This window comes from Modestobacter sp. L9-4 (assembly GCF_019112525.1).
Taxonomy (GTDB): domain Bacteria; phylum Actinomycetota; class Actinomycetes; order Mycobacteriales; family Geodermatophilaceae; genus Modestobacter.
Map to the genome: position 1 here is coordinate 3,495,720 of NZ_CP077800.1, position 25,285 is coordinate 3,521,004.

Annotated in this window: 25 protein-coding genes and 2 tRNA genes; 13 read left to right on the top strand and 14 right to left on the bottom strand. The window is 75.5% G+C overall.

Translation table 11 applies throughout. The features are described from left to right. The first annotated feature begins 8 nt into the window (after positions 1-8). From KUM42_RS16530 to KUM42_RS16555, 6 genes are all read left to right on the top strand, one after another. Positions 9-1,043 (top strand): methylenetetrahydrofolate reductase C-terminal domain-containing protein, encoded by a 1,035-nt coding sequence (locus KUM42_RS16530; RefSeq protein ID WP_237493624.1) that lies wholly within the window; start codon positions 9-11, stop codon positions 1,041-1,043. Then, positions 1,040-1,804, top strand: a complete 765-nt coding sequence (locus tag KUM42_RS16535) for a class I SAM-dependent methyltransferase (protein ID WP_237493625.1) — start codon at positions 1,040-1,042, stop codon at positions 1,802-1,804. The genes KUM42_RS16530 and KUM42_RS16535 overlap by 4 nt, the downstream gene beginning before the upstream one ends. Before the next feature lie 85 nt (positions 1,805-1,889). After that, the gene (locus KUM42_RS16540; RefSeq protein WP_237493626.1) at positions 1,890-2,939 is read left to right on the top strand and encodes an FAD-dependent oxidoreductase; all 1,050 of its coding nucleotides are present in this window, start codon (positions 1,890-1,892) and stop codon (positions 2,937-2,939) included. Between the two features lie 179 nt (positions 2,940-3,118). Next, positions 3,119-4,123, top strand: a complete 1,005-nt coding sequence (locus KUM42_RS16545; protein ID WP_237493627.1) for an ice-binding family protein — start codon at positions 3,119-3,121, stop codon at positions 4,121-4,123. Beyond that, the gene (locus KUM42_RS16550; RefSeq protein WP_237493628.1) at positions 4,123-4,761 is read left to right on the top strand and encodes a class F sortase; all 639 of its coding nucleotides are present in this window, start codon (positions 4,123-4,125) and stop codon (positions 4,759-4,761) included. Before KUM42_RS16545 ends, KUM42_RS16550 begins: the two co-directional genes overlap by 1 nt. Positions 4,762-4,802: 41 nt before the next feature. Then, positions 4,803-5,078 (top strand): hypothetical protein, encoded by a 276-nt coding sequence (locus KUM42_RS16555; RefSeq protein WP_237493629.1) that lies wholly within the window; start codon positions 4,803-4,805, stop codon positions 5,076-5,078. A gap of 59 nt (positions 5,079-5,137) precedes the next feature. Here KUM42_RS16555 and KUM42_RS16560 read toward each other — a convergent pair whose 3' ends face one another. Genes KUM42_RS16560 through KUM42_RS16570 form a run of 3 tightly spaced genes read right to left on the bottom strand, consistent with a single transcriptional unit; the run spans position 5,138 to position 9,362 of the window. Beyond that, a complete protein-coding gene (locus KUM42_RS16560; protein ID WP_237493630.1) occupies positions 5,138-7,474 on the bottom strand; it encodes a SpoIIE family protein phosphatase in 2,337 nt (778 codons plus the stop codon). Further along, positions 7,471-8,196 (bottom strand): biliverdin-producing heme oxygenase, encoded by a 726-nt coding sequence (locus KUM42_RS16565; protein ID WP_237493631.1) that lies wholly within the window; start codon positions 8,194-8,196, stop codon positions 7,471-7,473. The genes KUM42_RS16560 and KUM42_RS16565 overlap by 4 nt, the downstream gene beginning before the upstream one ends. Beyond that, positions 8,193-9,362, bottom strand: a complete 1,170-nt coding sequence (locus KUM42_RS16570; RefSeq protein ID WP_237493632.1) for a CdaR family transcriptional regulator — start codon at positions 9,360-9,362, stop codon at positions 8,193-8,195. Before KUM42_RS16570 ends, KUM42_RS16565 begins: the two co-directional genes overlap by 4 nt. 103 nt (positions 9,363-9,465) lie before the next feature. On the opposite strand from KUM42_RS16570, the gene KUM42_RS16575 reads away from it, so the two are divergent. Further along, on the top strand, positions 9,466-10,401 hold the full coding sequence (locus KUM42_RS16575; RefSeq protein WP_237493633.1) for a proline dehydrogenase family protein: 936 nt from the start codon (positions 9,466-9,468) through the stop codon (positions 10,399-10,401). A gap of 92 nt (positions 10,402-10,493) precedes the next feature. After that, the gene (pruA, locus tag KUM42_RS16580; RefSeq protein ID WP_237493634.1) at positions 10,494-12,119 is read left to right on the top strand and encodes an L-glutamate gamma-semialdehyde dehydrogenase; all 1,626 of its coding nucleotides are present in this window, start codon (positions 10,494-10,496) and stop codon (positions 12,117-12,119) included. A gap of 54 nt (positions 12,120-12,173) precedes the next feature. On the opposite strand, the gene KUM42_RS16585 is transcribed toward pruA, so the two are convergent. Next, positions 12,174-12,716, bottom strand: coding sequence for a gluconokinase (locus KUM42_RS16585; protein ID WP_237493635.1), 543 nt, complete (start codon positions 12,714-12,716; stop codon positions 12,174-12,176). A gap of 66 nt (positions 12,717-12,782) precedes the next feature. On the opposite strand from KUM42_RS16585, the gene KUM42_RS16590 reads away from it, so the two are divergent. Further along, positions 12,783-13,946 carry an MFS transporter gene (locus tag KUM42_RS16590; protein ID WP_237493636.1) on the top strand — a complete coding sequence of 388 codons (1,164 nt, stop codon included), beginning with the start codon at positions 12,783-12,785 and terminating at the stop codon, positions 13,944-13,946. Between the two features lie 28 nt (positions 13,947-13,974). On the opposite strand, the gene KUM42_RS16595 is transcribed toward KUM42_RS16590, so the two are convergent. From KUM42_RS16595 to KUM42_RS16610, 4 genes are all read right to left on the bottom strand, one after another. Next, positions 13,975-14,355, bottom strand: coding sequence for a hypothetical protein (locus KUM42_RS16595; RefSeq protein ID WP_237493637.1), 381 nt, complete (start codon positions 14,353-14,355; stop codon positions 13,975-13,977). 86 nt (positions 14,356-14,441) lie between these two features. After that, the gene (locus KUM42_RS16600) at positions 14,442-14,807 is read right to left on the bottom strand and encodes a hypothetical protein (RefSeq protein ID WP_237493638.1); all 366 of its coding nucleotides are present in this window, start codon (positions 14,805-14,807) and stop codon (positions 14,442-14,444) included. A 148-nt stretch (positions 14,808-14,955) separates the two neighbouring features. Further along, entirely contained in the window at positions 14,956-15,678 is a 723-nt protein-coding gene (locus KUM42_RS16605; protein WP_237493639.1) for a GAF and ANTAR domain-containing protein, read from the bottom strand. Between the two features lie 529 nt (positions 15,679-16,207). Continuing rightward, a tRNA-Lys gene (locus tag KUM42_RS16610) sits at positions 16,208-16,283 on the bottom strand. A 210-nt stretch (positions 16,284-16,493) separates the two neighbouring features. Between KUM42_RS16610 and KUM42_RS16615 the strand changes: the two genes are divergently transcribed. Further along, positions 16,494-17,717 carry an Ig-like domain-containing protein gene (locus KUM42_RS16615; RefSeq protein WP_237493640.1) on the top strand — a complete coding sequence of 408 codons (1,224 nt, stop codon included), beginning with the start codon at positions 16,494-16,496 and terminating at the stop codon, positions 17,715-17,717. A 51-nt stretch (positions 17,718-17,768) separates the two neighbouring features. On the opposite strand, the gene KUM42_RS16620 is transcribed toward KUM42_RS16615, so the two are convergent. The 3 genes from KUM42_RS16620 to orn all read right to left on the bottom strand — a co-directional run bounded on the left by KUM42_RS16620 (position 17,769) and on the right by orn (position 19,273). Then, on the bottom strand, positions 17,769-18,311 hold the full coding sequence (locus KUM42_RS16620; RefSeq protein WP_237493641.1) for a DUF1353 domain-containing protein: 543 nt from the start codon (positions 18,309-18,311) through the stop codon (positions 17,769-17,771). 122 nt (positions 18,312-18,433) lie between these two features. Then, positions 18,434-18,506: transfer RNA gene (locus KUM42_RS16625), tRNA-His, on the bottom strand. A gap of 98 nt (positions 18,507-18,604) precedes the next feature. Then, the gene (gene orn, locus KUM42_RS16630) at positions 18,605-19,273 is read right to left on the bottom strand and encodes an oligoribonuclease (RefSeq protein ID WP_237493642.1); all 669 of its coding nucleotides are present in this window, start codon (positions 19,271-19,273) and stop codon (positions 18,605-18,607) included. 140 nt (positions 19,274-19,413) lie between these two features. On the opposite strand from orn, the gene KUM42_RS16635 reads away from it, so the two are divergent. Then, complete coding sequence (locus tag KUM42_RS16635; RefSeq protein WP_237493643.1) at positions 19,414-20,607, top strand: hypothetical protein; 1,194 nt, start codon at positions 19,414-19,416, stop codon at positions 20,605-20,607. 111 nt (positions 20,608-20,718) lie between these two features. Continuing rightward, the gene (locus tag KUM42_RS16640; RefSeq protein WP_237493644.1) at positions 20,719-22,527 is read left to right on the top strand and encodes a hypothetical protein; all 1,809 of its coding nucleotides are present in this window, start codon (positions 20,719-20,721) and stop codon (positions 22,525-22,527) included. 51 nt (positions 22,528-22,578) lie between these two features. On the opposite strand, the gene KUM42_RS16645 is transcribed toward KUM42_RS16640, so the two are convergent. Then, entirely contained in the window at positions 22,579-23,109 is a 531-nt protein-coding gene (locus KUM42_RS16645) for a ferritin (RefSeq protein WP_237493645.1), read from the bottom strand. 102 nt (positions 23,110-23,211) lie between these two features. Here KUM42_RS16645 and KUM42_RS16650 point away from each other — a divergent pair, with 102 nt between their 5' ends. Next, positions 23,212-23,364, top strand: a complete 153-nt coding sequence (locus KUM42_RS16650; RefSeq protein WP_237493646.1) for a hypothetical protein — start codon at positions 23,212-23,214, stop codon at positions 23,362-23,364. A gap of 66 nt (positions 23,365-23,430) precedes the next feature. On the opposite strand, the gene KUM42_RS16655 is transcribed toward KUM42_RS16650, so the two are convergent. Next, a complete protein-coding gene (locus tag KUM42_RS16655; RefSeq protein ID WP_237493647.1) occupies positions 23,431-24,444 on the bottom strand; it encodes an NADPH:quinone reductase in 1,014 nt (337 codons plus the stop codon). Positions 24,445-24,591: 147 nt separating this feature from the next. Next, positions 24,592-24,858 (bottom strand): WhiB family transcriptional regulator, encoded by a 267-nt coding sequence (locus KUM42_RS16660; protein ID WP_237496690.1) that lies wholly within the window; start codon positions 24,856-24,858, stop codon positions 24,592-24,594. Positions 24,859-25,285: the final 427 nt, after the last annotated feature.

Here is a 25,285-nt window from a genome sequence, read left to right on the forward strand (position 1 = left end):
GTCCGGTCATGACCGAGCGGGCACTGACTCCGGACGGCGTTCGTCCTGGGTGCCCGAAGCGGATGGTCTTCGGCCCGTGCGGCGGCGTGCGGGACGACGGCGGCTGCGAGGTCGCGCCGCACCCGTGCGTGTTCCTGGACCCGCCGTGGCCGCGCTGGACCGCACCGGCCGCGCCCCGTCCCGCGCCGGCCCCCGACGGGCTGCTGGCCCGGGCGCAGCACGGCCCCGTCGTCCTCTCCGACCTGACGGTGCGGCCGTTCGACGGGGCGTCGGTGCGGGCGGTGGTCGGGGCGCTCGCGCCGGTCAGCGACGGCCTGCTGATCGGTGAGCACCAGAACCGCCCCGACTGGCCGCCCACGCTCATGGCCGCCGAGGTGCTGGCCGGTGGTGGGCGGCCCTGGACGACGCTGGCCTGCCGGGACCGCAACCGGCTGGTGCTGGAGCAGGAGCTGGCCGGGCTGGCCGAGGTCGGTGTCGACGGCGTGCTGTGCGTCACCGGCGACGCGCGCGGCCCCGGCGTGCGGCCCGGGGTCACCTCGGTGTTCGACCTCGACGGCACCCGGCTGGCCGCGCTGGCCGCCGAGGCGGGGCTGACCGCGGCCGTGCCCGAGTCGCCGGACGCACCCCCACTGGGGCTGCGCCCGGCCCGGGTCGCGGTCAAGGAGCGGGCCGGCGCCCAGTTCGTGGTGCTCAACCACGTGGCGTCCGCGGCCCGGCTCACCGCCTTCACCGCCGCCGCCCGGGCCGCCGGCGCCACCCTGCCGTTCATCGCCGCGGTGGCCGTCTACACCGACGAGCGCTCGGCCCGGGTCCTGCAGCGGTTCCCCGGCCTGCACCTGGACGACGCGGCCGTGCAGCGGGTGCTCGACGCGCCCGATCCGGTGGCAGCGGGCATCGTGGCCGCCGTGGCCGAGGCGCGGGCGCTGCTCGCCGTCCCCGGTGTCGTCGGGGTCAACCTGTCCGGTCTCGCCTCGGCGCGGGGCGAGGAGACCGCCGCGGCGGTCAAGGCCGAGGTGGCCGTGAGGATCCGGGAGGGCACATGAGCGAGATCGCCAGCGAGGCCATGGAGACCGAGTTCGGCACGGTCGCCGGCTGGACCGCCGAGGCCGTCCGGGCACTGGGCCCCGAGTTCGCCGTGCCGGCCGGGTGCCGGGGGAGCGGCAGCGAGGGTTCGCTGCGGTGGCTGGCCGACGCCCTCGAGCTCACCGACGGCGCCCGGGTGCTCGACTCCGGGGCCGGCGTCGGCGGCCCGGCGGGCTGGCTGGCCGCCGAGCGCGGCGTCCGCCCGGTCTGCGTCGAGCCGATGGCCGAGGCGGTGCAGGCCAGCGCCACGCTGTTCGGGCTGCCCTCGGTGGTGGCGCTGTCGCAGTCGCTGCCGCTGGCCGACGCCGGCTTCGACGCCGCGTGGTGCCTGGGCGTGCTGTGCACGACGGAGGAGAAGCCCGCGCTGCTGGCCGAGCTGCACCGGGTGCTGGTGCCCGGCGGCCGGCTCGGGCTGCTGGTCTTCGTCGCCGACGAGCCGCTGCCCCCGCCGCTGCCCGAGGGCAACAGCTTCCCCTCGTCGGCGGAGGTCGACGCGCTGCTGGCCGGCGCCGGGTTCACCGTCACCGGCCGCGCCGAGGCCGACCTGTCCGACAGCTCGGCCCAGTGGCGCGAGCGGGCCGACGCCGTGGAGGCGGAGGTGCAGCGCCGGCACGGGGAGGACCCGCGGTGGGCGGAGGCCCAGGAGCAGTCCGGCCGGGTCGGCGCGCTGCTGGGCTCGGGCGCCCTGCGGCCCCGCCTGCTGTCCGCCGTCCGCTCGTGAGGCACCAGGTCAGCTGATCGCCTCCGATCAGGTGACCTGGTCACCGGTGCGGCATGCCCGGGGCGCCGGCGGCGTTGGGGCGGGCGTGCACAGCGACGTCGTGGTCATCGGGGCGGGGCAGGCCGGGCTGTCGGCGGCGTACGAGCTGCACCGACAGGGTGCGGACTTCGTGGTGCTCGACGGTGACGCCGGCCCGGGCGGGGCCTGGCAGCACCGCTGGCCCTCGCTGCGGCTGGACAAGGCGCACCGCATCGCGCCGCTGCCGGGGATGGACCTGCCCGACGCCGACCCGGCCGCACCGGCCAGCGAGGTGGTGGCCGGGTACTTCGGCGCCTACGAGCAGCACTTCGAGCTGCCGGTGCACCGTCCGGTCGGCGTCCGGGCCGTGCACCGCACCGACGACGGCTTCCGCCTGGACACCAGCGCGGGGGAGTGGACGGCGCGCGGCCTGGTCAACGCCACCGGCACCTGGACCCGCCCGTTCTGGCCGGCCTACCCCGGCCGTGAGCTGTTCGGCGGGCGGCAGCTGCACGCGGCCGACTACCGGGGTGCGGAGGAGTTCCGCGACCTGCGGGTCGTCGTGGTCGGTGGCGGGACGTCGGCGGTGCAGCAGCTCATCGAGATCAGCGAGGTGGCGGCCTCGACCACCTGGGTCACCCGGCGCGAGCCGGTCTGGCGCAGCGGCCCCTTCGACGAGGACGCCGGCCGCGCGGCCGTGGCCCTGGTCGACGAGCGGGTGCGGGCCGGGCTGCCGCCGGTGAGCGTCGTCGGGGTCACCGGGCTGATGGAGACCGACGCGGTGCTCGCCGCCCGGGCCCGCGGTGTGCTCGACCGGCTCCCGGTGTTCGACCGGCTGACCGCCGGCGGCGTCGCCTGGGACTCCCCGGCCCGCGAGCTCCCCGCCGACGTGGTGCTCTGGGCCACCGGCTTCCGGGCGGCGCTGGACCACCTGGCCCCGCTGCACCTGCGCACCAGCGGCGGAGGCGTCGTGATGGACGGCACCCGGGTGGTCGCCGAGCCCCTGCTGCACCTGGTGGGCTACGGCCCCTCGGCCAGCACGATCGGTGCCAACCGGGCCGGCCGCAGCGCCGTCCGCGAGCTGCTGCGGACGATGGCGGCCGGCACCGCCGCCTGAGCAGGATCTGCTGAACCCGAGACCCGACTCCGTCACTCGTTGAGGTGACGGACTGTGATCTTGCAGCTACTCATGCGTACGGTTCGGGGCGAGGGCACCTCGAGCTCCGGCACCCATGCCGGCGACGTCTTCAGCGCACTGCGAGTCCGACGCCCCGCGTCGGGGACAGGAGCGCCGACGTGACGTCGGTCCCCCGCATGCTGCCCATCTCCCGCCGCGGCCGGTTCGCCGTCGCCTCCACCGGCCTGGTGGCCGTCTCGACGTTCGGCCTGCTCGCCGGGCTGACCGGGACCGCCCAGGCGGCGACCGCCGTGCCGCTCGGAGCGGCGCAGAGCTTCGCCGTGCTGGCCGGTGGCGGCATCACCAACACCGGCGCCAGCACGGTCAGTGGTGACATCGGCAGCTTCGCCACCACCTCGATCGACGGCGGCATCACCCTGGCCAACGGCACGAACCACGGCGGTGACACCGCCACCCAGGAGGCGAAGACCGCGCTGTCCGAGGCGCTGGTGGCCGCCGCCGGCGCCGGACCGGCGACCCCGGTCGATGCCGGATCGCTCGGTGGGCTCCAGCTGTCCTCCGGCGTCTACGCCTCCGGTTCCTCGCTCGACCTCACCGGCACGCTCACCCTGGACGGTGGTGGCAGCTACGACTCGGTGTTCGTCCTGCAGGCCGGCAGCTCGCTGACCACGGCGTCCGGCAGCACCGTCGTCCTCATCGGTGGCGCGCAGGCGTGCAACGTCTTCTGGCAGGTCGGCACCTCCGCCACCCTGGGCAGCGCGTCCACCATGGTGGGCACCGTGCTGGCCGACCAGGAGGCCATCACCCTCGGGACGCTGGCGACCGTCGAGGGCCGGGTGCTGGCCAGCGTCGCGGCGGTCACCCTGGACGACAACACGATCACCCGGCCCGACAGCTGCCGCACCGGTGCGGTCGTCCCCGTGGTGGTCCCGTCGCCGACCCCTGCGCCGACCCCCACGCCGACCCCGTCGCCCACTCCCGTGCCGACCTCCTCGCCGACGCCGGAGGCCCCGGTCAGCGCGGCTGCGCCGGCCGGACCGACGACCGGTCCGGCCCCGGCGAGCGCGCAGGCCCCGGCGTCCGACAGCGGCCGCGCCACCTACCGCCAGGTCGGCCGGGTGCCCGTCGGCCCGGTCGACACCGGCGACGGCAGCACCTCCTGATGCCCGGTCGGCCGGGCCGCCGCGTGCGGTCCCGGCTCGGCGCGGCCGCCCTGCTGCTGGGGCTGCTCGCGCTCACCGGGTGCGGGGACGCGCCGGTGCCGGCCGCGACGCCCGCACCGGCTGCCACCACCTCCTCGGCCCCCGCAGCGACGACCCCGCCGGTGGCGCCCACGCCGCTGCTGATGGGCGCCTCGCCGCCGGTCCGGGTGCAGATCCCCTCGATCGGCGTGGACTCCGGGCTGATGGACCTCGGCCTCCAGGACGACGGCACCCTCGAGGTGCCGGCCACCGGCTTCCCGGCCGGCTGGTTCACCGGGGCGCCGACACCGGGCGAGCAGGGGCCCGCGGTCCTCGCCGGGCACGTCGACTGGGGCGGGGCGCCCGGGGTCTTCTGGGCGCTGCGCGACGTCGTCGCGGGCGACGAGATCACCGTGTCCCGCGCCGACGGCAGCTCCGCGGTCTTCCGCGTCACCGAGGTCGGGCGGTACGACAAGGACGCCTTCCCGACGGCGGCCGTCTACGCCGACCTCGACCACGCCGGGCTGCGGGTGATCACCTGCGGTGGGGAGTTCGACCACGCGGCCCACAGCTACGAGGACAACACCGTCGTCTTCGCCGACCTGGTCGCCACCGCCTGACCCGGGGTTTCCGCCCTGCCCGTGCGGGGAGGAGAGAGGGCATGAGCGAGCAGAGCCCCGACCCCACCCTCCCCGACACGGCGATGGCCACCGGCAACGACCAGGGCGAGCCCGGCCACCCCGACACCCGCCCGCTGGCCAAGGCGGAGCGCAAGCTGCTCGAGAAGCTGCAGAAGCCGGGCAAGGGCGAGGCCGAGCCGGCCGTCGAGGACTCCCCGGAGGTCGCCGCGGCTGCGGCCGACGACGCCCCGCTGGCCACCGACGAGGTCCCCGGCGGCAACGACGACGGGCTGGACCCGGAGTTCACCGACCGCTGAGGGAGGACCCCCGTGCCCCCCACCACTCGCACGCTCGTGGCGGGGCCCTGCACGGGGGCCTAGGGGAGCTGCGGGTTCAGCCGGACGGCGACCAGGGCCACGTCGTCCTCGGCGCGGTCGGGCACCAGCCGGGCGAGCAGCTGGTCGGCGACCTCGTGGACCGGCAGCTCCCACAGCGTGCCCAGCTCCTCGCGCAGCTGGTCGACCCCGGTGTCGAAGAGCTGGTCACGGCGCTCGACCAGACCGTCGGTGTAGAGCAGCACCGTCGCCCCGCGGGACACCGTCAGCACGTGGTCCTGCCGCCGGGCGCTGGGCTCGACGCCCAGCAGCAGGTCGGGCCGGGTGCCGTCGAGCACCCGGATCTGCCCGTCGGCGTCCACGACGACCGGCGGCAGGTGGCCGGCGTTCGACCAGCGCAGCCGGGTGACGCCCTGGGCGACCTCCTCGGGGGTCTGCTCCAGCCGGGCGACGAGCACCGAGGCCATGGCGTCGATCTCCAGGCCGGCGATGGCCCGGTCGAGCCGGGTCAGCACGCCGGCGGGGCTGTCGGCACTGTCGTAGGTGATGCCCCGCAGCAGCCCGCGGAGCTGCCCCATGGTGGCCGCGGCCTCGGTGTCGTGACCGACCACGTCGCCGATCACCAGCACGGTCGCCCCGTCGGGCTGCTGGAACACGTCGTACCAGTCGCCGCCCACCTGGGAGTCGCGCGCGGCGGGCACGTAGCGCACCGCGAAGTCCAGGTGGTCGGGGTCCGGGGGCTCCGACAGCAGGCTGCGCTGCAGGGTGATCGCGGTGCGGGCCACCCGGCGGGAGCGGGCGTACAGCGCCTCGACCAGGTTCCTGCGCAGCTCGGCGGCCTCGGTGAGCTCGGCCGGCGTCCACGCCTCGGCGCGGTTGCGCACGGTCTCCCGCCACCGGTCGAAGGACTTCCGCGGCGACAGCCGGACGGTGTCGCCCTCGCGCTGGGCGATGGCCTTGTTGTGCGGGTCGCCGCCCCAGTCGACCGCGCGCACCTGCTCGCCGCGGGTCCAGATCACGTACTGGCCCTCGGCCAGCGACAGCGCGAGGACGCCGGAGACCAGCTCGCCGGGGATGCCCAGGTGCGGGGCGACCAGCGGCAGCCGGTCGGTGCTCACCACGTCGCCGCCCTGCTCGGCGACCCAGGCCGCGAGGGCCGCCCCCACCTCCGGCGGCAGCGGCACGCCCGCGCCGCCGGTGGACCCCTGGAGGTCGACCATGACGGAGTCGGCCGGGACGACGTCGAGCAGGCCGGGCCGGCCGAGCATCGTCTCGGCGAGCGGCCGCTCCTCGTCCAGCGCGGCCGCCGTCAGCCAGGCCATCGTGGAGCGGACCCGCAGCGCGCGCCGGTGCTCCTCGTCCTCGGTGCGGTCGACCAGGCGCAGCGACAGCGTCGAGCCCAGGAACTCCGCGGCTGCGCGGGTGGCGTAGGGCGGGGCGTGCGAGCCGGTGTAGTGGTGGCAGGCGATGAGCCCCCAGAGCTTGTCGTCGCGCAGCAGCGAGATCGACATCGAGGCCGCCACGCCCATGTTCTGCAGGTATTCGCAGTGGATCGGCGAGACGCTGCGCAGCGTGGAGTAGGTGAGGTCCAGCGGCTGCCCGGTGGCGGGCAGGTCGACCGGCTCCAGCCGGGACGGCGTGTAGGTGACGTCGTCGATGAGCCGGACCCAGTTCTTCTCGTACAGGGCCCGGGCCTGGGCCGGGATGTCCGAGGCCGGGTAGTGCAGGCCCAGGAAGGAGTTCAGCTCGGGGAGCTTGGCCTCTGCGACGACCTCGCCGTTGTAGTCGGCGTCGTAGCGGTAGACCATCACGCGGTCGAAGCCGGTGAGGGTGCGCACCGCCTGGGCGGTGATGTCGTAGAGCTCCTGCAGCGAGCTGGCCCGGTTGAGCTCGGTGATCGTGCCGCGTACCGCCTGGTAGGTGTTCGGGAACGAGAAGGGGCGCGGCCCGTAGGCCGGCTCCAGCTCGACCACCAGCGTGCTGGCGCTGGGCAGATCGGGTGTGGCCGCGGTGTGCGGCACGCGGTGCAGGATCGCGTCGACCGGGGCGGGGGCGCCGTCGCGGTCGAGGATGAGCTCGACCGGGTTGCGCTCGCGCAGGTCACCGAAGGCGCTCGCCGAGCGGGCGATCGCGTCGGCCGGCACGATCCCGACGACCTCGGCCAGCGGACGGCCCAGTGCGTCGTCCCAGGCGACGCCGACGACGTCGGCGAGGTTGCGGGAGACCTGGCGCACGACCATGTCGGGCTCGCTGAGCGCCAGCAGGACGCCGCGGGGCTGCACGCTGCCCGGGACGTGGATCGGCTCGCGCTCGCAGTTGGTCAGGTCGACCGGCTCGCCGGGCGCCAGCCACGGGCCGGACTGCAGCTGCTCGGTCACGCGACGACCTCGTTCCCTCGGGTGGAGCCGTGCGTCGAACGGGTCGGTGTCCAGGGTGCCCCGTCCGGCGACGGCGCGCCGCACCAACCGGCGAGGGCGCCGAAGGTCTCCTGGGCAGCGGCCACCAGCCGGTCGGCGTCCCCACCGCCGGCGATGCGCGCGCGGGTCGTGGTGCGGAAGGCGTGCCACATCGAGCCGGTCTCCTCGCCGTAGGGGGAGAAGGACGACAGCCGTCCGACGGCGGCCAGCTGGGGCAGCGTCGCCAGGTGCCGGTCGATGAAGATCCCGCCCAGCGAGGAGCCCTCCAGCACGTACATCCGGCCGAGCGCGGCGTCGGTGCCCTCGACGGCGGGCAGTGCCGGCTGTGGCGCCGCACCGGGCGAGCCGAGTGCGGCCCGGTCGGCGGCGAACAGCGCGGCGCGGCGACGGCGCGGCCAGTCGACCCCGGCGGCGTCGGCGGGCTCGGCGTCCGCCCACGCGTCCAGGGACGCCTCGGCGGACAGCCAGAAGCCGTGCATCCGGGTGAGGACGTCGGTCAGCCGGTCGCGCGTGAGCGCGGGGGACAGCAGGTCCAGGGTGTCCTCGACCGCCTGGTGCTCGGCGGCGGTCTCGGTGCGCAGGCGGCGCAGCACGTCGTCGGTCCCGCGGTCCTCGTCGACCACCTGCACCTCACCGTCCCGCGCATCCGCCCCGGAGGGGGACGCGCCTCGTGCAGAAGTCATGAGCCTGTCGAGCTTAGGTCACTGTCGGTATCGGAGGTCGTTGCCCCGGCGAACGACGATGTGAGCCGCGCCGCACGCACGCCCAGGTGCAGCAGCAGCCGGTCGGCGCCCTCGGCGAGGTCCAGTCCGGTCAGCGCCTCGATCCGGCCGAGCCGGTAGTACAGCGTCTGCCGGTGCACGCACAGCCGCGCTGCCGCCCGCTGCGGGCTGCCCGCGCAGTCCAGCCACACCTCGGCCGTGGCGGTCAGCACCGGGTCGGCCAGCAGGGCGGCGAGCGCGGGGTCGGGGCCGGGCAGGGCCGCCACCTGGCGCCACGCGCCGAGCTCGGGCCACGACGCCGCCGGGGCCAGTCGCGGGTCGACGGCGGCGACCCGGGCCGCCGTGCGGGCCTCGTGCCACTGGGCGGGCAGGTCGCCGCAGCCGCGACGGGCGGCGGCGACGCCGGCCGTGCTGCCCGGTGGCAGGCCGGCCAGCGTGGCCGCGGCCAGCGCGCCGGCCGGCCGCGCGTCCCCGCCGGCGGGCAGCGGGAGGAGGACGGCGACCTCGGCACCGTCGGCGAGCACCGCCGGGACCGCGCCGGCCGCGGGGGGAGACCAGCCGGCGGGCAGGCCGGGTGGTGGCACGAGCAGCGCGACCAGGGTCACCGGCGCGTCCGGGCCCAGGGCGGCGCCGAGCCGGCTGCCGGCCGACGGCGACGAGCCGGTGAGCACCCCGCGCAGGGCCCGGGACAGGTCGGCGGTGCCCGGCCGCCCGCCGGCGAGCAGCCGGCCGGCCGCCTCGGCGACGGCGACCGCCGCAGCGAGGCCCGGGGCGGCCGGGGCGGTGAGGTCGGTGCGGCCCTCGTCGAGCAGCCACAGGTAGCCGTGCAGCTCGCCGTCGGCGCGCACCGGCAGGCAGAGCCGGGTGAGGATCCCGGCGGCCGGGTCGGCCGGCACCCGCACCGGCCCGGCGGCGCCGGCGATGCCGTGCCCCTCGAACCAGGCGCGCACCTCCGGCGTGGAGCTGCGCCCCAGGATGGAGCGGGTGCGGACGGCGTCCATCGTGGTCGTGCGGTCGTCGGCGTGGGCGCAGAAGGCCAGCAGGGTGAAGTCGCGGTCCTCCAGCGTCGCCGGGGCACCGAGCACCCGGGAGACGTCGTCCACCAGCTCCTGCAGGTCGTCGCGCACGCGGGCTCCCTCTCGCCGTTCAGACGATCGTACGAGGCGGCGGTCACGAGTCCGGACATCTGTCGGTGGTGCACAGGCCCCCGGCGTCCCTAGCGTCTCGGGTGTGCCCGTCCTGCAGAAGGCCCTGCTCACCGCCTCCCGCCGTCCCGCCCTGCGCCGGGTGGTCACCGGCACGCCGGTCAGCCGCCGGGTGGTCGACCGCTTCGTCGCCGGGGAGACGCTGCCCGGCGCGCTGGCCGCCGTCCGGGCGCTGGCCGCCGACGGCATCGGCGTGACGCTGGACCACCTGGGCGAGGACGTCACCGACCGCGCCGAGGCCACCCGCAGCCGGGACGCCTACCTGGCCGCGCTCGAGGGCCTCGCGCCGCTGGGCCTGGGCCGGGCCGCCGAGGTGTCGGTCAAGCTGTCGGCGTTCGGCCAGGCGCTCCCGGTCGGCGGGGACGACGTCGCGCTCGCCCTCGTGCGCCCGGTGGTCGAGGCCGCCACGGCGCTGGGCACCACGGTGACCCTGGACATGGAGGACTCCTCCACCGTCGACTCGACGCTGGCGATCGTGGCCGAGCTGCGCCGCGACCACCCCGGCACCGGTGCGGTCCTGCAGGCGATGCTGCACCGCACCGAGGACGACGTCCGCGCCCTCGCCGTCCCCGGGTCGCGGGTGCGGCTGGTCAAGGGCGCCTACCGCGAGCCCGCGACCGTGGCCCACCAGGACAAGCCGGCCGTCGACGCCGCGTACGCCCGCTGCCTGGAGACGCTGGTGCGCGGCGGCGGGTACCCGATGGCCGGGACGCACGACCCGGCGCTGATCGACCGGCTGCTGCAGCTGGTCGCCGAGACCGGGCGGGCCGCGGACTCCTACGAGTTCCAGCTGCTCTACGGGATCCGCCCCGAGGAGCAGGTCCGCCTCGCCCGCGCCGGGCACACCGTGCGCGCCTACGTGCCCTACGGCGCCGACTGGTACGGCTACTTCATGCGCCGGCTGGCCGAGCGCCCCGCCAACCTGCAGTTCTTCCTCCGCTCGCTGGCCACCAAGAACTGACCGAGGACCACCCCTCCCCCCACGACCCGCAGGCTCGCCGCGGGCCCCGGAGGGGCGGCCGACAACCGATTCGATCCGAGGAGCTGTTCCCCGTGGACGCCGTCACCCAGGTCCCGCCGCCGCGCAACGAGACCGTGAAGGACTACGCCCCCGGCTCGGCCGAGCGCGCCGAGCTGCAGCAGCGGCTCACCGAGCTGGCCGCCACCCCGCACGAGCTGACCGCCACCATCGGGGGCGCGCAGCGGATGCCGTCGGGGGAGTCCTTCGACGTCGTCGCCCCGCACCGGCACGCCCAGGTGCTCGGGACGTCGGCGCACTCCACCACCGCCGACGCGCAGGCCGCGGTGGCGGCGGCGAAGGCGGCCGCGCCGGGCTGGTCGGAGCTGTCCTTCGACGACCGGGCCGCCGTCTTCCTCAAGGCCGCGGACCTGCTTGCCGGGCCGTGGCGGCAGACGCTCAACGCCGCCACGATGCTGGGGCAGAGCAAGACCGCCTACCAGGCCGAGATCGACGCCGCCTGCGAGCTCATCGACTTCTGGCGCTGGAACGTGCACTTCGCCCGCGAGGTCATCGCCCAGCAGCCGGTCTCGGGCCCGGGCGTGTGGAACCGGGTCGACCACCGCCCGCTGGAGGGCTTCGTCTACGCGGTCACGCCGTTCAACTTCACCGCCATCGCCGGCAACCTGCCCACCGCGCCCGCGTTGATGGGCAACACCGTGGTCTGGAAGCCCTCGCCCACCCAGCAGCTGGGCGCGCACCTGACCATGCGGCTGCTCGAGGCCGCGGGGCTCCCGGTCGGCGTGATCAACATGCTGCCCGGCGACGGCATCCCGGTGTCCGACGTCGTGCTGGCCGACCGCGACCTGGCCGGCATCCACTTCACCGGCTCGACCGCGGTGTTCCAGCACCTGTGGCGCACGGTGGGGGAGAACATCGCCTCCTACCGCGGCTACCCGCGCGTGGTGGGCGAGACCGGCGGCAAGGACTTCATCGTCGCCCACCCCTCGGCCGACCCCGACGTGCTGCGCACCGCGATGATCCGTGGCTCCTTCGAGTACCAGGGCCAGAAGTGCTCGGCGGCCTCCCGCGCCTACGTGCCGCGCAGCCTGTGGGCGCGGATCAAGGACGACCTGGTCGGCACCGTCGAGGCCATCCCGATGGGCGACGTCACCGACTTCAGCAACTTCATGGGCGCGGTCATCGACCGGCGGTCGTTCACGAAGCTGTCGAAGGTGCTGGAGGCCGCGCACGCCGACGACGCGCTCACCGTGATCGCCGGCGGCACCGCCGACGACAGCGAGGGCTTCTTCGTCCGGCCCACCGTCATCGAGGGCACCGACCCCGGGCACGAGGTGTTCAGCACCGAGTACTTCGGCCCGGTGCTGGCCGTGCACGTCTACGAGGACGCCGACTACGACACCGTGCTCACGCAGATGGAGTCGGTGGCGCCCTACGCGCTCACCGGCTCGGTCATCGCCCAGGACCGCGTCGCCATCGCCCACGCGCAGCACTTCCTGCGGCACGCGGCCGGCAACTTCTACGTCAACGACAAGCCCACCGGCGCTGTCGTCGGCCAGCAGCCCTTCGGCGGCGGCCGCGCCTCGGGCACCAACGACAAGGCCGGTGCCGCGCAGAACCTGCTGCGCTGGACCAGTGCGCGGTCGATCAAGGAGACCTTCGTCCCCGCCACCGACCACCGCTACCCGCACATGGGGTGAGGTTGATGGAGTCCCAGCGCTGCGGAAACCGAGCGCTGGGACTCCATCAGGGCGTCAGCGGGCGGCGGGGCGCTCGCGACGCAGGTCGCCGAGCAGCTCGGCGACGGTCTGCTCCAGCGGGCCGTCGCCGTCGATCACGTCACCGGGCTCGTCCTCGCCCAGCCGCTCCAGCGTGGCCAGCTGGCTGTCCAGCAGGGACGGCGGCATGTAGTGGCCCTTGCGGTTGCGCAGCCGCTCGGCCAGCACCTCCCGGTCGACGTCCACGTGGGCGAACCAGACCGAGGGGTGGCCCTCGCGCAGCAGGTCGCGGTAGACGCGCTTGAGCGCGGAGCAGGTGAGCACGATCGACGTCCCGGCGGCCTCGTGCTCGCCGATCACCTCGGAGATGCGGCGCAGCCAGGGCCAGCGGTCCTCGTCGTCCAGCGGGTGGCCGGCGGCCATCTTCGCGACGTTGGCCTCGGGGTGCAGGTCGTCGCCCTCGATGTACTCCCAGCCCAGCTGCCGGGTGATCTCCCGGGCGGCGCTGGTCTTGCCGGAACCGGAGACCCCCATGACGACGATGGTGGTGGTCGCCGGGATGCTGTCGGGAGAGGTCATGGACAGACCGTAGGGAACGCCCCGGCGGCGCGACCAGCCGACCGGCCCGGACGGGGGAGGACGCGCGTGCCCAGGCCCTCGCTGTGGCGGCTGCCGGCGGTCCGGGCGGTGTTCGCCGTCACCCTGCTGGGCATCACCAGCTACGCGCTGCTGCTCTCGGCGCTGCCGGCGTACGCGGCCGGCACGGGGGCCGGTCTGGTCGCCGCCGGGTCGGCGACCACCGTCTTCCTGGTCGTCACCGTGCTCGCGCAGGGCACCGTGCCCGCGCTGGTGCGCCGCCTGGGCCTCGGGCCGGTGCTGAGCTCAGGACTGGTCGCCCTGGGCGCCCCGGCGCCGCTCTACCTCGTCGGGGACGACCTCGGCTGGCTGCTGGCGGTCTCCGCCGTCCGTGGAGTGGGGTTCGCGGTGCTGACCGTGCTGGGGTCGGCGATCGCCGCGCAGGCGGTGCCGCCGGAGCGGCGCGGTGAGTCCATCGGCATCTACGGCCTGGCCGCGGGGCTGCCCACGCTGCTCGCCGTGCCCGGTGGGGCGGCGCTGACGCTGGCCGGCCACTTCCCGCTGGTCGCGGTGCTCGCGGCCTCCGCCGTCCTGGCGCTGCCGTTCGTGCCCGGGCTGGTGCGGGCGCTCGGGCCCCCGGCCGAGGAGGTGGGCCCCGGCGGGTCCCGGGCCGCGGTGCGGGCCGCGGCCGCGCCGTCGCTGGTGCTGCTCACCGTCACCCTGGCCGGGGGCGGGCTGGTCACCTTCCTGCCGATCGAGCGGCCGGACGGCGTGCTGGCGACCGCTGCGCTGCTGCTGTTCGGCGTCAGCACCGCGGTCTGCCGCTGGCGGGTCGGCGTGCTGGTCGACCGGCTCGGCGCCCGCACGCTGCTGCCCGCCGCCCTGGTCAGCGGCGTGGCCGGCCTGGCGCTGGTGGCGCTGGGCCTGTCCACGGGCGGACCGGTGGGCACCGGGTGGCTGCTGCTGGGCAGCCTCGGCCTGGGCGTGGCCTACGGCGCCGTGCAGAACCTGACGCTGGTGGTCTCGCTGGCCCGGGCCGGCGGGCACACCGCCACGGTCAGCGCGGTCTGGAACGCCAGCTTCGACACCGGGACGGCGATCGGGGCACTCGCGGTGGGCGCCGTGGCCGCCGGGCTGGGCCTGCCGGTCACCTACCTGCTGGTCGCCGTCCTGCTGGCGCTGGTGCTGCCGGTCGCGGTCGCCGTGGCCCGGGTGCCCCGGCTCCTCAGCTGACGGCGGCTCCTCAGCTGACGGCGGCTCCTCAGCTGACGGCGGCCTGGTCACCCAGCCGGGCGCGGGCGGTCTCGGCCAGGCGCCGCACCGTGCGGACCTCCTCGCCGGCCTCGCGCAGCCAGCGGCGCAGGCCGTCGGGGTCGCGCCGGCTGGCGTCGCGGAGCTGACCGAGCAGGACCTGCCGGGTGCTGGCCTGGGCCCGCATCGCGGTGGGCAGGGTGCGCCCGGTGCGGCGGGCGAGGGCGGTGAAGCCGGCGCCGACGAAGACCAGCTCGCGGGCGTCGGACAGCCCGGCGAGCAAGGCCTCGGCGTCGTCGGTGCGGCCGGCGTCCAGCAGCTGAAGGTACTCGTCGGCGCGGCGGGCGCCGAGGGCGGCGGGGTCGGTGGGGGACTCGGACGGTGCGGTCACCCCTCCACTGTCCCTGCCGATCGCCGCCCGGACCACCGCGCCCTGCCACCGGTCCGTCGCGAGCCGGCGGGCAGGGCCGGCCCCGGTCAGGCGAGCAGCTCCCGGCGGGCCACCGCGTCGGGCTCGGCCAGCCGGAGGACGGCGAGCGCCTCCGCACCGGCCTGCCGCAGCCAGTCCCGCAGTGCGTCGACGTCGGTCCCGGCGGCGTCGCGCACCCGGCCGAGCTCGAGCTGCCGGGCGCCGGCCTGCGCGCGCGCCGCCGGGGGCAGCATCCGGGCGGCCATCCGGGCCAGCGCGGTGAGGCCCGCGCCCAGGGCCACGAGCTCGCCCGGGTCGCCCAGGACGACGACCAGGAAGTCGGCCTGCCCGCCCTGACCGGCGTCGGCCAGCGAGAGGAACTGGCGCGCGCGGCGGGCGCCGAGGACGGCGGTGCTCTCCGACGGGGTGGTCACGCCCGACACCGTGCCCCGCCGGGGGTGCCACCCGAACGCGTGGTCCGGTGGAGGCCGCCGTCACCGGGTCCCGGCCGCCCACGGCACGGCCGCCCGGGACCGAGGACGCCGGCCTGCGCCGCCGCCGTCCTGCCCGCCGACGACCCGGTCAGGCCCCGGGCAGCTCGCCGGTGTCGACGAGGCGCTGGGCGATGTCGCGGACCCGGGTGTTGGACTCCATCGACAGCTCGGCCAGCGCGGAGAACGCCTGGTCGGCGGAGAGCCTGTGGCGCTCCATGAGGATGCCCTTGGCCTGGTCGATGACCGCCCGGGAGTCCAGCGCCGTGCGCAGGTGCTCGGCGCGGCCGAGGGCGCTCTCGTAGAGGTACATGTTCGACACCGGCACCACCGCGTAGGCGGCGAAGCGGGCCGAGACCTCCCGGGTGGTCTCGTCCAGCGGCTGCGACGTCCGGGAGTAGACGTTGAGCCCACCGCTGGTGCGCTCCTGCGGCGGCAGCGGGAAGGACATCACGCCCGTGCAGCCCCGCTCCGCCGCGACCTGCGGGAAGGGCGCCCAGCGGGTCTCCGTGGCGGTGTCGAGCACCTCGACGACGACGCCGGTCGTGGCCGCCTCCAGGCACGGTCCCGACGCCTGGGCGTACTGCACCTGGTCCAGCTGCCGGGCCAGCGGGTGGCTGGCGGCGACGGTGGTCGGGCGGCCGCCGCCGTCGATGATCGTGACCGAGGTGGCCGGCTCGCCGGGCAGCACCCGGGCGGCGAGGTCGGTGACCCGCTGCAGCACCGACTCCAGCGAGTGGTCGGCGAAGGAGATCCGACCGAGCTCGTCGAAGGCGAGCTGGGCGAGGTCGTCCGCGGGGGTGGGGCGCGTCAAGAGGTGCTCCGGCATCAGATGGCACCGGTCAGCTCGCGTGCCGGCGGGTCCGAGCCCGAGGGCTCGGGCGGGGTGCAGGGGTGGGCCCTGCATGCCGCACGCCGGCTGTGTGACGCGTTGGCAGGCCGAGCATAGCCAGGTGCGGGCCACCGGACGGTGGCCGGGAGCCGGGCTGCGGCGTCGTGCACGTCCGGGGTGTCCGTGCCGGGCGGCCCGGCCGCACGACGACGTCCCCCTGTGCGCGTGGCGCGCCGAACCGCGGGGCCCGTCCCGGGGTCCGCACCCCGGTGGCCATGACGGGACCACCACCGCGGGCGGTGCGCACCGGCGAGCTGCGACCCGGGTGCCCCGGTTGGGCCGCAGGCCCGGCGGGAACAGAGGTGCCAGGACCCCTCACGTGCCGGCACGCGACGGTTCCAGGCCCGGTGGTCGAGCACACGGCCACCGGGCCGCCCCGCGTGCCCGGTGGGCCGCGGGTGCCCCGGGAACGACGAAGCGGCCCCGTCCAGGTGGACGGGGCCGCTTCGGGTGGTGCGCCATCAGGGACTCGAACCCCGAACCCGCTGATTAAGAGTCAGCTGCTCTGCCAATTGAGCTAATGGCGCGTGCCGCCCGGCAGGACCGGGCAACAGGAGAGAACTGTACACGTCGCTGCAGGGGTGTGTCGGCGGGGGTCCGGGCCGCCGATACGGGGTCATGACACCGCCTGCTGCAGCCCAACCACCTGCCAGCTGACGCGTGGACACTGGTGGTGGCGTGCAACGAAGGCCGGGACGGTCCTGGGCCGGGGTGCTCGTACGGGGAGGCAGGTCGGCATGGGGGTTCTCCAGGGCAGGAGGTCGGCACCGGTGCTGGCCGTCGCGGTGCTCGCGCTCGTCGCGGGCTGCACGGGCGGCTCCACCGAGGCCGCAGGGGCCCCCGGCTCGACGACGTCGTCCGCGTCGTCCGCGCCGGCCGCCCCGCCCGCGCAGCTGGCCCTGAGCATCGCCGACGGCGCCGCCGACGTGTCGCCGGCCGAGCCGCTGGAGGTCGACGTCACCGACGGCCGGCTCGACGACGTGGAGGTCACCGACGGCAGCGGTGCCGCGGTCGCCGGGGAGGTGGCGCCCGCGGCCGGGGACCCGGACACCTCCGTCTGGACGCCGGCCGAGGACCTGGCCTACGGCACGAGCTACACGGTGACGGCCACGGCGGCCAGTGCCGGCGACCAGGTGACCACCCAGACGTCGACGTTCACCACGGTCACCCCGCGGCTGCAGGACAAGCCCGACATCGGCCCGCTCGACGGCACGACCGTCGGGGTGGGCATGCCGATCCGGGTCTTCTTCGACGAGCCGGTCACCGACAAGGCCGAGGTCGAGCGCCACCTGACCGTCACCTCCTCCACCCCCACCGACGGGGTGTGGAACTGGGTGCGGGACGACGAGGTGCACTTCCGTCCCTCGACCTACTGGCCGGCCGACACCGACGTCACCGTCGAGGCCGACCTCTTCGGCGTCGACCTCGGGGACGGCGTGTGGGGCAAGGTCGACCGCACGGTGGCCTTCCACGTGGGCGACGAGCACGTCTCGGTCGCCGACGCGGCCACGCACACCCTCACCGTCCACAACGGCGACCAGGTCGTGCAGACCTACCCGATGAGCGCCGGCAGCGACAAGAACCCGACGCACAACGGTGCGCACGTCGTGCTGGAGAAGCTGGCCGAGACCACCATGGACTCCTCCACCTTCGGCCTGGCCGTGGACGCCCCCGGCGGCTACCTGGCCGAGGGGGTCAAGTGGGCGACGCGCATCTCCAACAACGGCGAGTTCGTGCACGGCGCGCCCTGGTCGGTGCGCCAGCAGGGCTCCTCGAACGTCAGCCACGGCTGCATCAACCTCTCCGACGAGCGGGCGAAGTGGTTCTACGACTTCTCCCAGCCCGGCGACGTGGTCGAGGTGGTCAACTCGGTGGGCGGCACGCTCGGCCCGGCCGACGGCGACATCTACGACTGGGCCGTCCCGTGGGACCAGTGGAAGGCCGGCAGCGCGCTGTCCTGACCGCGTGACCCCAGCGGCCGCGACCCCACCGGGGCCGCGGCCGCTGTCGTCTCACAGCCGCATGCCGCGGTCGGTCCGCGGGCCGGCGCCGGGGACGAGCCGCGTGACGGCGGCCTCCACGACCGTGTAGGCGGCCAGCGCCACGGAGATCACGACGGCCGGTGGGACGACGATCGGCGCGGCCAGCACCGACAGCGGCAGCAGCCGCGGCGCGTCCCGCCACCAGCCCGGCCGGCGCAGCGGGTTCACCAGCGCGCCCCACCGCACGCCGGCCCACATCAGCCAGCGCCGCACCGGCGGGACGCCGAGCTCGGCGAGCACGCGGCGGAACAGCCCGTCGGCGTCCCGGGAGCTGACCGCGCCGGCCCGGATGCCGACCGTGACCAGCCAGTCGTGCAGCACCGCGGCCAGGGTGTACCGGCCGAACCGGGGGATCAGCCACACCGCGACCCGCGGCACGGTGGCGAAGTCGGTACGGAAGCCGGCCGGGACGACGAAGGTGTCGCGTCGGCCGCGGTAGACCAGCGGTTCCAGCACCGCCCAGGTCTCCTCGCCGGTGCGTCGCACGGTGAGCGTGGGGGAGTCGAAGGGCACATGCCGACCATGCCCCGCGGAGCCGGCGGTCAGACGGACGCGCCGGGTGCCCGGGCCAGGCACGAGGAGGGGCGGGAGACGGGAGAGCCCCGGTCAGCGTGCTGACCGGGGCTCTCCATCGGGGTGAGTGACGGGACTTGAACCCGCGACATCCAGGATCACAACCTGGCGCTCTACCAGCTGAGCTACACCCACCATGTACACCGGGCGGCTGGCGAGAGCCGGCCCGGTGGACGCGACCACGATACCGGAGACCCTCCGGGGCCTCGTGAGGCCGGGGTCGCCGGGCGCGGTCAGGCCTGCGCGGAGGCCGTCCCGCCGTCGGCCGCGCCGGCCTCCAGCGCCGGCGCGAAGGCCGCCACGACGTCGGCCGCGGCAGCCTGCGCCTGGTCGCTGGTGGGGCCGGGGTCGGGCACGAAGAGGGTCTGCCGGTAGTAGGCCAGCTCCCGGATCGACTCGAGGATGTCGGCCAGTGCCCGGTGCGCCAGGCCCTTGGGCGGCTGGGCGAAGTACACCCGCGGGTACCAGCGGCGTCCCAGCTCCTTGATCGAGGAGACGTCGATCATCCGGTAGTGCAGGTGGTCGTCGAGCTCGGGCATGTCGCGGGCGAGGAAGCCGCGGTCGGTGCCGATCGAGTTGCCGCACAGCGGGGCGGTGCGCCGGTCGGGCACGAACCGCTTGACGTAGGCGAGCACCTGCTCCTGGGCCTCGGCGAGGGTGACCGTCGAGGCGCGCACCTCCTCGGTGAGCCCGGAGTGGGCGTGCATCTTGCGCACGACCTCCACCATGCCGTCCAGGTCGGCGTCCTCGGCGTGGATGATCACGTCCAGCCCGGGGTCGAGCACGTTGAGCTGGGAGTCGGTGACCACCACCGCGACCTCGATCAGCTTGTCGTGCACCAGGTCGAGCCCGGTCATCTCACAGTCGATCCACACCAGGTTGTGCGCTGCACTGTCTGCCACGTCCGCGACCCTACGCACCGCCACGGCCGAGCACCTGTCACACCTGCCCCAGACCCGCCGGTTGCGGCTCCAGAAGGGCCGTTTCGCACATCTGCCGCAGCTACGCTCCGGGCTCCTGCACCGACCCCGCGGAGCCGCTCGTGTCCTCCAGCACGTCCCTCGCCCGGCCGGCTGCACCGGCGCCGTCGTCCCTGCGGTCCGGGTTGCGCCGTCCGGTGGCGCTGCTGCGCTGGCTCTGGCAGACCTACATGACCCCCGGCCTGCCCGGCCGGGCGACCAGCCCGGTCGAGCTGCGCTGGATCTACACCGCCTGGCTGGTCGCCTTCGGGCTGAAGATGCTCGGCTCCACCTGGGACGTGTCCTGGCACTTCCGCTCGCTGCGCGACGACCTCGCGCCGCCGCACCTGCTCAACTCCGCCGGCACCGTGCTGGCCGGCGCGCTGGTCGTGTTCGCCAGCTACAGCGGCCACGGCGTCGACCGGCGGGCGCTGCGGCTGATGCAGGCGGGCATCGGCACCTTCCTGGTCGCCATCCCGCTGGACCTGCTCAACCACCGCATCAACGGCCTGGACATCACCAGCTGGAGCCCCAGCCACGCGCTGCTCTACCTGGGGACGGCGATCATGCTCGCCGGCGCCATCCGGGGCTGGTGGCTGTACGCCGCCCCCGGCCGGCAGCGCGACCTGGTCTCCCTGGGGCTGTGGCTGTTCTTCGTGGAGAACGTGCTGTTCCCCAACCAGCACCAGGAGTACGGCGTCCTCGCCCTGGCCGACTACTGGGCCGGGCACACCACCGCCGAGCCCTCGCTGCTGGACTTCGCCGCCTCCCAGGGGCAGACGCCGACGCAGTTCATGCTCCCGGTGCCCTCCTGGGTGCACCCGGCGTGGCTCGTCTGCGCCGGCCTGCTCGCGCTCGTCGCCGCCCGCCGCTCGGTGGGCCTGCGGTGGACCGCGACCACCGTCGCGGCGGTGTACCTGGCCTACCGGGCCGTGTGCTGGGTGCTGCTCACCTCGACCGGCTTCCCGCCCTCCGTGCTGCCGGTGATGCTGCTGGCCGGCGCGGTGCTGGTCGACCTGGCGGTGCTGGCCCGCCTGCCCGGGTGGCTGGCCGGCCTCGTGGTCACCGGCGGCGTGACGCTGGCCGCCTGGGCCCAGTCGGTGGTCGCGGAGATCCCGCCGTGGAACTGGGCGGCCCTGCCGGTGGTGGCGGTCGGCTTCGCCCTGCTCTGGACGGCGCTGGACCGGGTGACCGCCGGCGCCGCCTTCGCCCGCTGGCAGGCGCCGGCCGAGGACACGCCGGTGGCTGCGCAGGCCGGCGGCGCGTCCCTCCGGTGAGCCCGGGACCGGCCCGCCGATGACGTAACGTCGGAGCGGACCGCCGCCGTCCCGCCGCGGGAACCGCCGCGTCCCGCGCCGCCCGCACGTCACCTGCCCCCTGGAGAACCCGTGCTGATCCTCACGCCGACGCCGCTGCAGACGGCGGCCGAGCGTGCGTTCTTCGCCGAGCTCTCCAGCTGGGACACCGGCAGCGGGGTGCGCGGCGCGGTGATGGCCTCCCTGCCCGTGGTCGAGGGCCCGATGAACCGGCGGCAGGCCGACGCCGTGCTGTTCGTGCCCGAGGGGCTGGCCGTCGTGCGGGTCGTGGAGGTCGAGCGCCGTTCCGGTGTCGTCACCGCCGCCCCCGAGGGCGCCTGGACCATCGGCACCGGCGAGGGCCCCGGCGACGTCGTGCAGCTGGCCGGCGGGGGCTCCACGCCGCTGGAGGGCCTGATGCGCGCCGGCATGCAGGCGGCGGTGACGCTGCGGGCCGCCGGGCTGGAGCCGGGCCGGATCGCCCGGCTCACCGTGCTCACCGGCGCGGTCACCGGCATCGTGCCGGCCGACGGCGACCTCGGTGAGGGTGACCAGGTGGCCTTCCTCGACCAGCAGTCGCTGCTGCTCGGGGTCGCCCGCGCGGCCCGGCACGCCGGCACCGACAACCCCCGGCTCTGGACGACCGCCGACGTCCGGGCCGGCATCGAGGCGCTCGGCGTCGCCGGCCGCACCCCGTCGGTCGAGGAGCTCAACGGGGAGGGCTTCCCGTACTCGCCGTACGTGCTGCGCCGGCAGGAGCTGCTCACCCCGGCGGCGCTCAACGCCGCCCCGCCGCGGTACGCCCCCCAGGCCCCGCCCGCCCCCGAGCCGGTCGCGCCCGCCGTCCCGCAGCAGCGCACGCCGCCGCTGGTCGACCCCGCCGCCGCCGCGCGGGTGGCCGCCGCGGCCGTGCAGGCCCAGGAGGACGCCGAGCGTCGTGGCGCCTCGGCGTACGACCAGTCCGGGGACGCCCACCTCACCCAGGACGTCCGCACGTCACGGCCGGTCGAGCCCGCCGGCCGGGCCCAGGAGACCCAGGCGCTGGTGCCCGACCGCGCGCCCGTCGACGGGCAGTGGTCACCGGCCGAGCACCGGGCGCCCGACGACAGCGGCGGCCTCGGTGGCCTCTTCGGGTCGACGGTCGAGGTCGCGCCGCAGCCGCGCCGGGACCTCCCGCCGGGGCTGCGGCCGCGCGTCACGGCCGCCGAGCTGCCGCCGACCCGCAGCACCAGCACGGTCCCCCCGGACGACGACGACCACCGTCCCGAGCACCGCCCCGGGCGCCGCCGTGCCCTGCTCGCCGCCGCCGCGCTGGCGGTCGTCGCGGCGCTGCTGGCCGTCGTCCTGGTGACCGTGGGCGGCCGGGACGACGACGGCACCGCGCCGGTCGCCGCCCCGCCCACCAGCGCCGCTCCCGGCACCACGGCGACCGGCCCCGTCCCGGGGGACACCGCCGTCGTCGGCGGCACCACGTTCACCCTCGAGGCGGCCAAGGACGACCAGAGCTGCGCCGCGCACGCCTACGGCTCGGTCGCAGAGTTCTTCGGGCGGTCCGACTGCACGGCGCTGACCCGGATGCTGTGGTCGGCCGACGCCGACGGGCAGCCGGCGGTGGTGTCCATGTCACGGGTGACGATGCCCGACGCCGGGCTGGCCGAGGCGCTGCGGGCGCTGGCCGACACGGATCTCAGCGGCAACGTCGACGACCTGCTGCGCGACGGCGTCCGGTACACCGGCGGGCCGGCGAAGCTCACCCAGACCCAGTACGACAGCGACGTCAACGGCACCGTGGTCACCATCGTGGAGACGTCCTACGTCGGTCAGCGCGGGTCGGACGAGGCGCTGGACGCGCTGGCGGAGACCGCGCTGGCGGTCGGCCAGGGCGGCACCGGCTCGAACTGAGCCGGTGCCACCCGGCCGTGCCGGGAGGCGGGGCCGCCCGGCCGCGTCGGGTCAGTCCTTGGCGCCGGCGATCGAGGGGGCCATCGGGTCGGCACCCTCGGGGCGGACCTCGCGCAGCACGTAGTCCTCGATCGTCTCCAGGTCGTGCGTGGAGCGCTTCACGATGGCCAGCAGGTCGCTCATCTTGCTGACCTCCTCGACCTGCTCCTTGATGAACCACTGCATGAACTGGTCGGAGGCGAAGTCGTTGTGCTGGCGGGCGACCGCGGTGAGCTGGTTGATCTGCTCGGTGACCCGCTTCTCCTGCTCCAGGGCCAGGGCGACCGGGGCGACCACGTCGGGGAAGCCGTTGATCGGGGCGGCGATGCCGGGGACCTGCACCGAGGCGTCGGCGTCGAGCAGGTAGCGCACCATCATCATCGCGTGGTCGCGCTCCTCGCCGGCCTGGTCGAAGAACAGCTGCGCGGTCTGCGGCATGGTCAGGTCGTCGAAGTAGACGGCGATCGCCACGTACTGCTGGTGGGCGGCGAACTCGTGGCCGATCTGGGCGTTGAGCAGGTCGATGAAGGCGTCGGCGGCCATCGGGACTCCCGGTCGGTGCGAGGGGTGGGGCGTTCTCCGAACGGTAGCGGGCCGGGCGCCCCACCCGGGCGGCGGTCAGCAAGGCATGGCTAACCTCACCACGTGGCGAAGTCGGCGAAGCTGCCCAAGAGCAAGTGCTGCGAGGACCGCCCGCGGTGCACCCGCTGCCCGCTGCGCGCCCTGGCCGAGGGGACGCTCCCGCCCGGGTACACGGTGAAGAAACGCCGCCTGGTGAAGGTCGGCAAGGCCGCCTGAGCCGCACGACCCGCTGAGCGGAGTGGATCCGTCGATGTGACGCCGACGGGTCCACTCCGCCACGGATCAGGCGGTGACGTCGACGAGCACCTTGCCGGTGACGCCGTCCTCGACGGCCTGGTGGGCCGCGGCGGTGTCGGCCAGCGGGAAGACGTGCAGCGGGAGCCCGGCGTCCTCACCGACCCGGACGGCGCCGTCGAGCACCGCGGCGTTGACGTCCTCGACGCCGACGTCCTTGGCCCGGGTGGGCTCGGTGTAGACGAGCACGAACTGCCAGCGGGCGTTGGGCCCCATCTGGGTGCGGATCGGGATGGTGACCTCGTCACCGCCGTCGTTGGCGTAGATGGCGATCGCGCCGTGCGGGGCGATGACCTCCGCGTCGATCGCGGCGTTCGCCGCCGGGGCGACCTCGACGATCGCGTCGACGCCGTGCGGCACGATCTTGCGCACCTCGGCGACGACGTCCTGTCGCTTGTAGTCGATGACGTGGCTCGCGCCGGCCGCGGCGGCCAGCTGGGCCTTGCGCGGGCTGCTCACCGTGGCGATGACGGTGGCGTCGGCCCAGCGGGCGAGCTGGATGGCGGCGTTGCCGACGGCGCCGGCGCCACCTTGCACGAGCACGGTGCGGCCGTTCAGCGAGCCGGGGGAGAGGCGGTCGGGGAGGGACTCCGCGACGGTGAGGCAGCGGTGCGCGGTGAGGAACGGGATGCCGAGCGCGGCGCCGAGCTCGAAGGAGGCGTCGGCACCGAGGAGGACGGTCTGCCGGGCCGGGACGACGGTGTACTCGGCGGCGGTCCCGTGGGGACGCTGCCAGGCGGCCTCCCAGATCCAGACACGCTCACCGACGAGGGCCGGGTCGACGCCCTGGCCGACGGCCTCGACCGTGCCGGCGCCGTCCTGGTCGGGGACCTGGCCGCCGGGGCCGGGCCGGCTCCCGCTGCGGGACTTCCAGTCGGTGGGGTTCACGCCCGAGAAGGCCAGGCGGACCAGCACCTCACCGGGTCCGGGTTCGGGGGTGTCGCGGTCGACGAGCTGCAGGACGTCGGGACCGCCGGGCTGGGTGTAGGTGATCGCTCGCACGACCCGCTCCTACCCGCAGTTCCCCGCCCCGATCATCGGCCCCTCGCAGGGACCCGCGCCAGGTCGGAGCGCCCCGTCCTCCTCGCCCTCGCGCGCTCGGGACGAGCCTCGGGGCGGGGTCGGGGGCGGAGGGGTCCTGCTGTTCGTTCAGCCGACGCGGCGACGCAGGCGACGACGCTCGCGCTCGGACAGGCCGCCCCAGATGCCGAAGCGCTCGTCGTTGGCCAGCGCGTACTCGAGGCAGTCGTTGCGGACCTCGCAGCCGGTGCAGATCTTCTTCGCCTCGCGGGTCGAGCCGCCCTTCTCCGGGAAGAAGGCCTCGGGGTCGGTCTCGGCGCACAGTGCGCGCTCCTGCCAGCCACCCTCCTCGACGGCGTCGACGGAGCCGAAGCCGGCGTCGTAGACGTCGGCCATGCCCAGCACGTCCTGGCCGTAGCTGGCCGGGGCCACCTCAGCAGCTGCGGTGCGGTACTCGCTCATCCACGTCACGTCGGCCATCGCGGTTCGTCCCCCTGCGTCGCGGTCCGGCGGCCGTCGCTCGACGGTTGCCGTGCGCTCACTTGCTGTGAGCACGGGATGAATTACACGGGTGCTGTTCCAGGGGGTCAAATGTCGTCCGTGTTACGCCGGGTCACAGCCGTCACCTCTGTCGCGCCCGCCACTGCTGCGTGTGAGCAGCTGCGCGACACGCCGCACCGAGGGTCAGGTTCTGCCCACGGGGGCCGTCGAGTTCGTCCACATCGAGAGAGGCCCGTCCCGGGCGATCTGGACGATCCCGCAGCCGTCCGACCAGCGCGGTCGCCGCGGTCGCACCGGCCGGCCGAGGTGTCGGGCCGGACGC

Excerpts from the sequence above, each read along its gene's own strand:
- KUM42_RS16530 (WP_237493624.1), top strand. The coding sequence starts at position 9 with ATGACCGAGCGGGCACTGACTCCGGACGGCGTTCGTCCTGGGTGCCCG.
- KUM42_RS16535 (WP_237493625.1), top strand. The coding sequence starts at position 1,040 with ATGAGCGAGATCGCCAGCGAGGCCATGGAGACCGAGTTCGGCACGGTC.
- KUM42_RS16550 (WP_237493628.1), top strand. The coding sequence starts at position 4,123 with ATGCCCGGTCGGCCGGGCCGCCGCGTGCGGTCCCGGCTCGGCGCGGCC.
- KUM42_RS16555 (WP_237493629.1), top strand. The coding sequence starts at position 4,803 with ATGAGCGAGCAGAGCCCCGACCCCACCCTCCCCGACACGGCGATGGCC.
- KUM42_RS16565 (WP_237493631.1), bottom strand. The coding sequence starts at position 8,196 with ATGACTTCTGCACGAGGCGCGTCCCCCTCCGGGGCGGATGCGCGGGAC.
- KUM42_RS16585 (WP_237493635.1), bottom strand. The coding sequence starts at position 12,716 with ATGACCTCTCCCGACAGCATCCCGGCGACCACCACCATCGTCGTCATG.
- KUM42_RS16615 (WP_237493640.1), top strand. The coding sequence starts at position 16,494 with ATGGGGGTTCTCCAGGGCAGGAGGTCGGCACCGGTGCTGGCCGTCGCG.
- KUM42_RS16645 (WP_237493645.1), bottom strand. The coding sequence starts at position 23,109 with ATGGCCGCCGACGCCTTCATCGACCTGCTCAACGCCCAGATCGGCCAC.
- KUM42_RS16660 (WP_237496690.1), bottom strand. The coding sequence starts at position 24,858 with ATGGCCGACGTCTACGACGCCGGCTTCGGCTCCGTCGACGCCGTCGAG.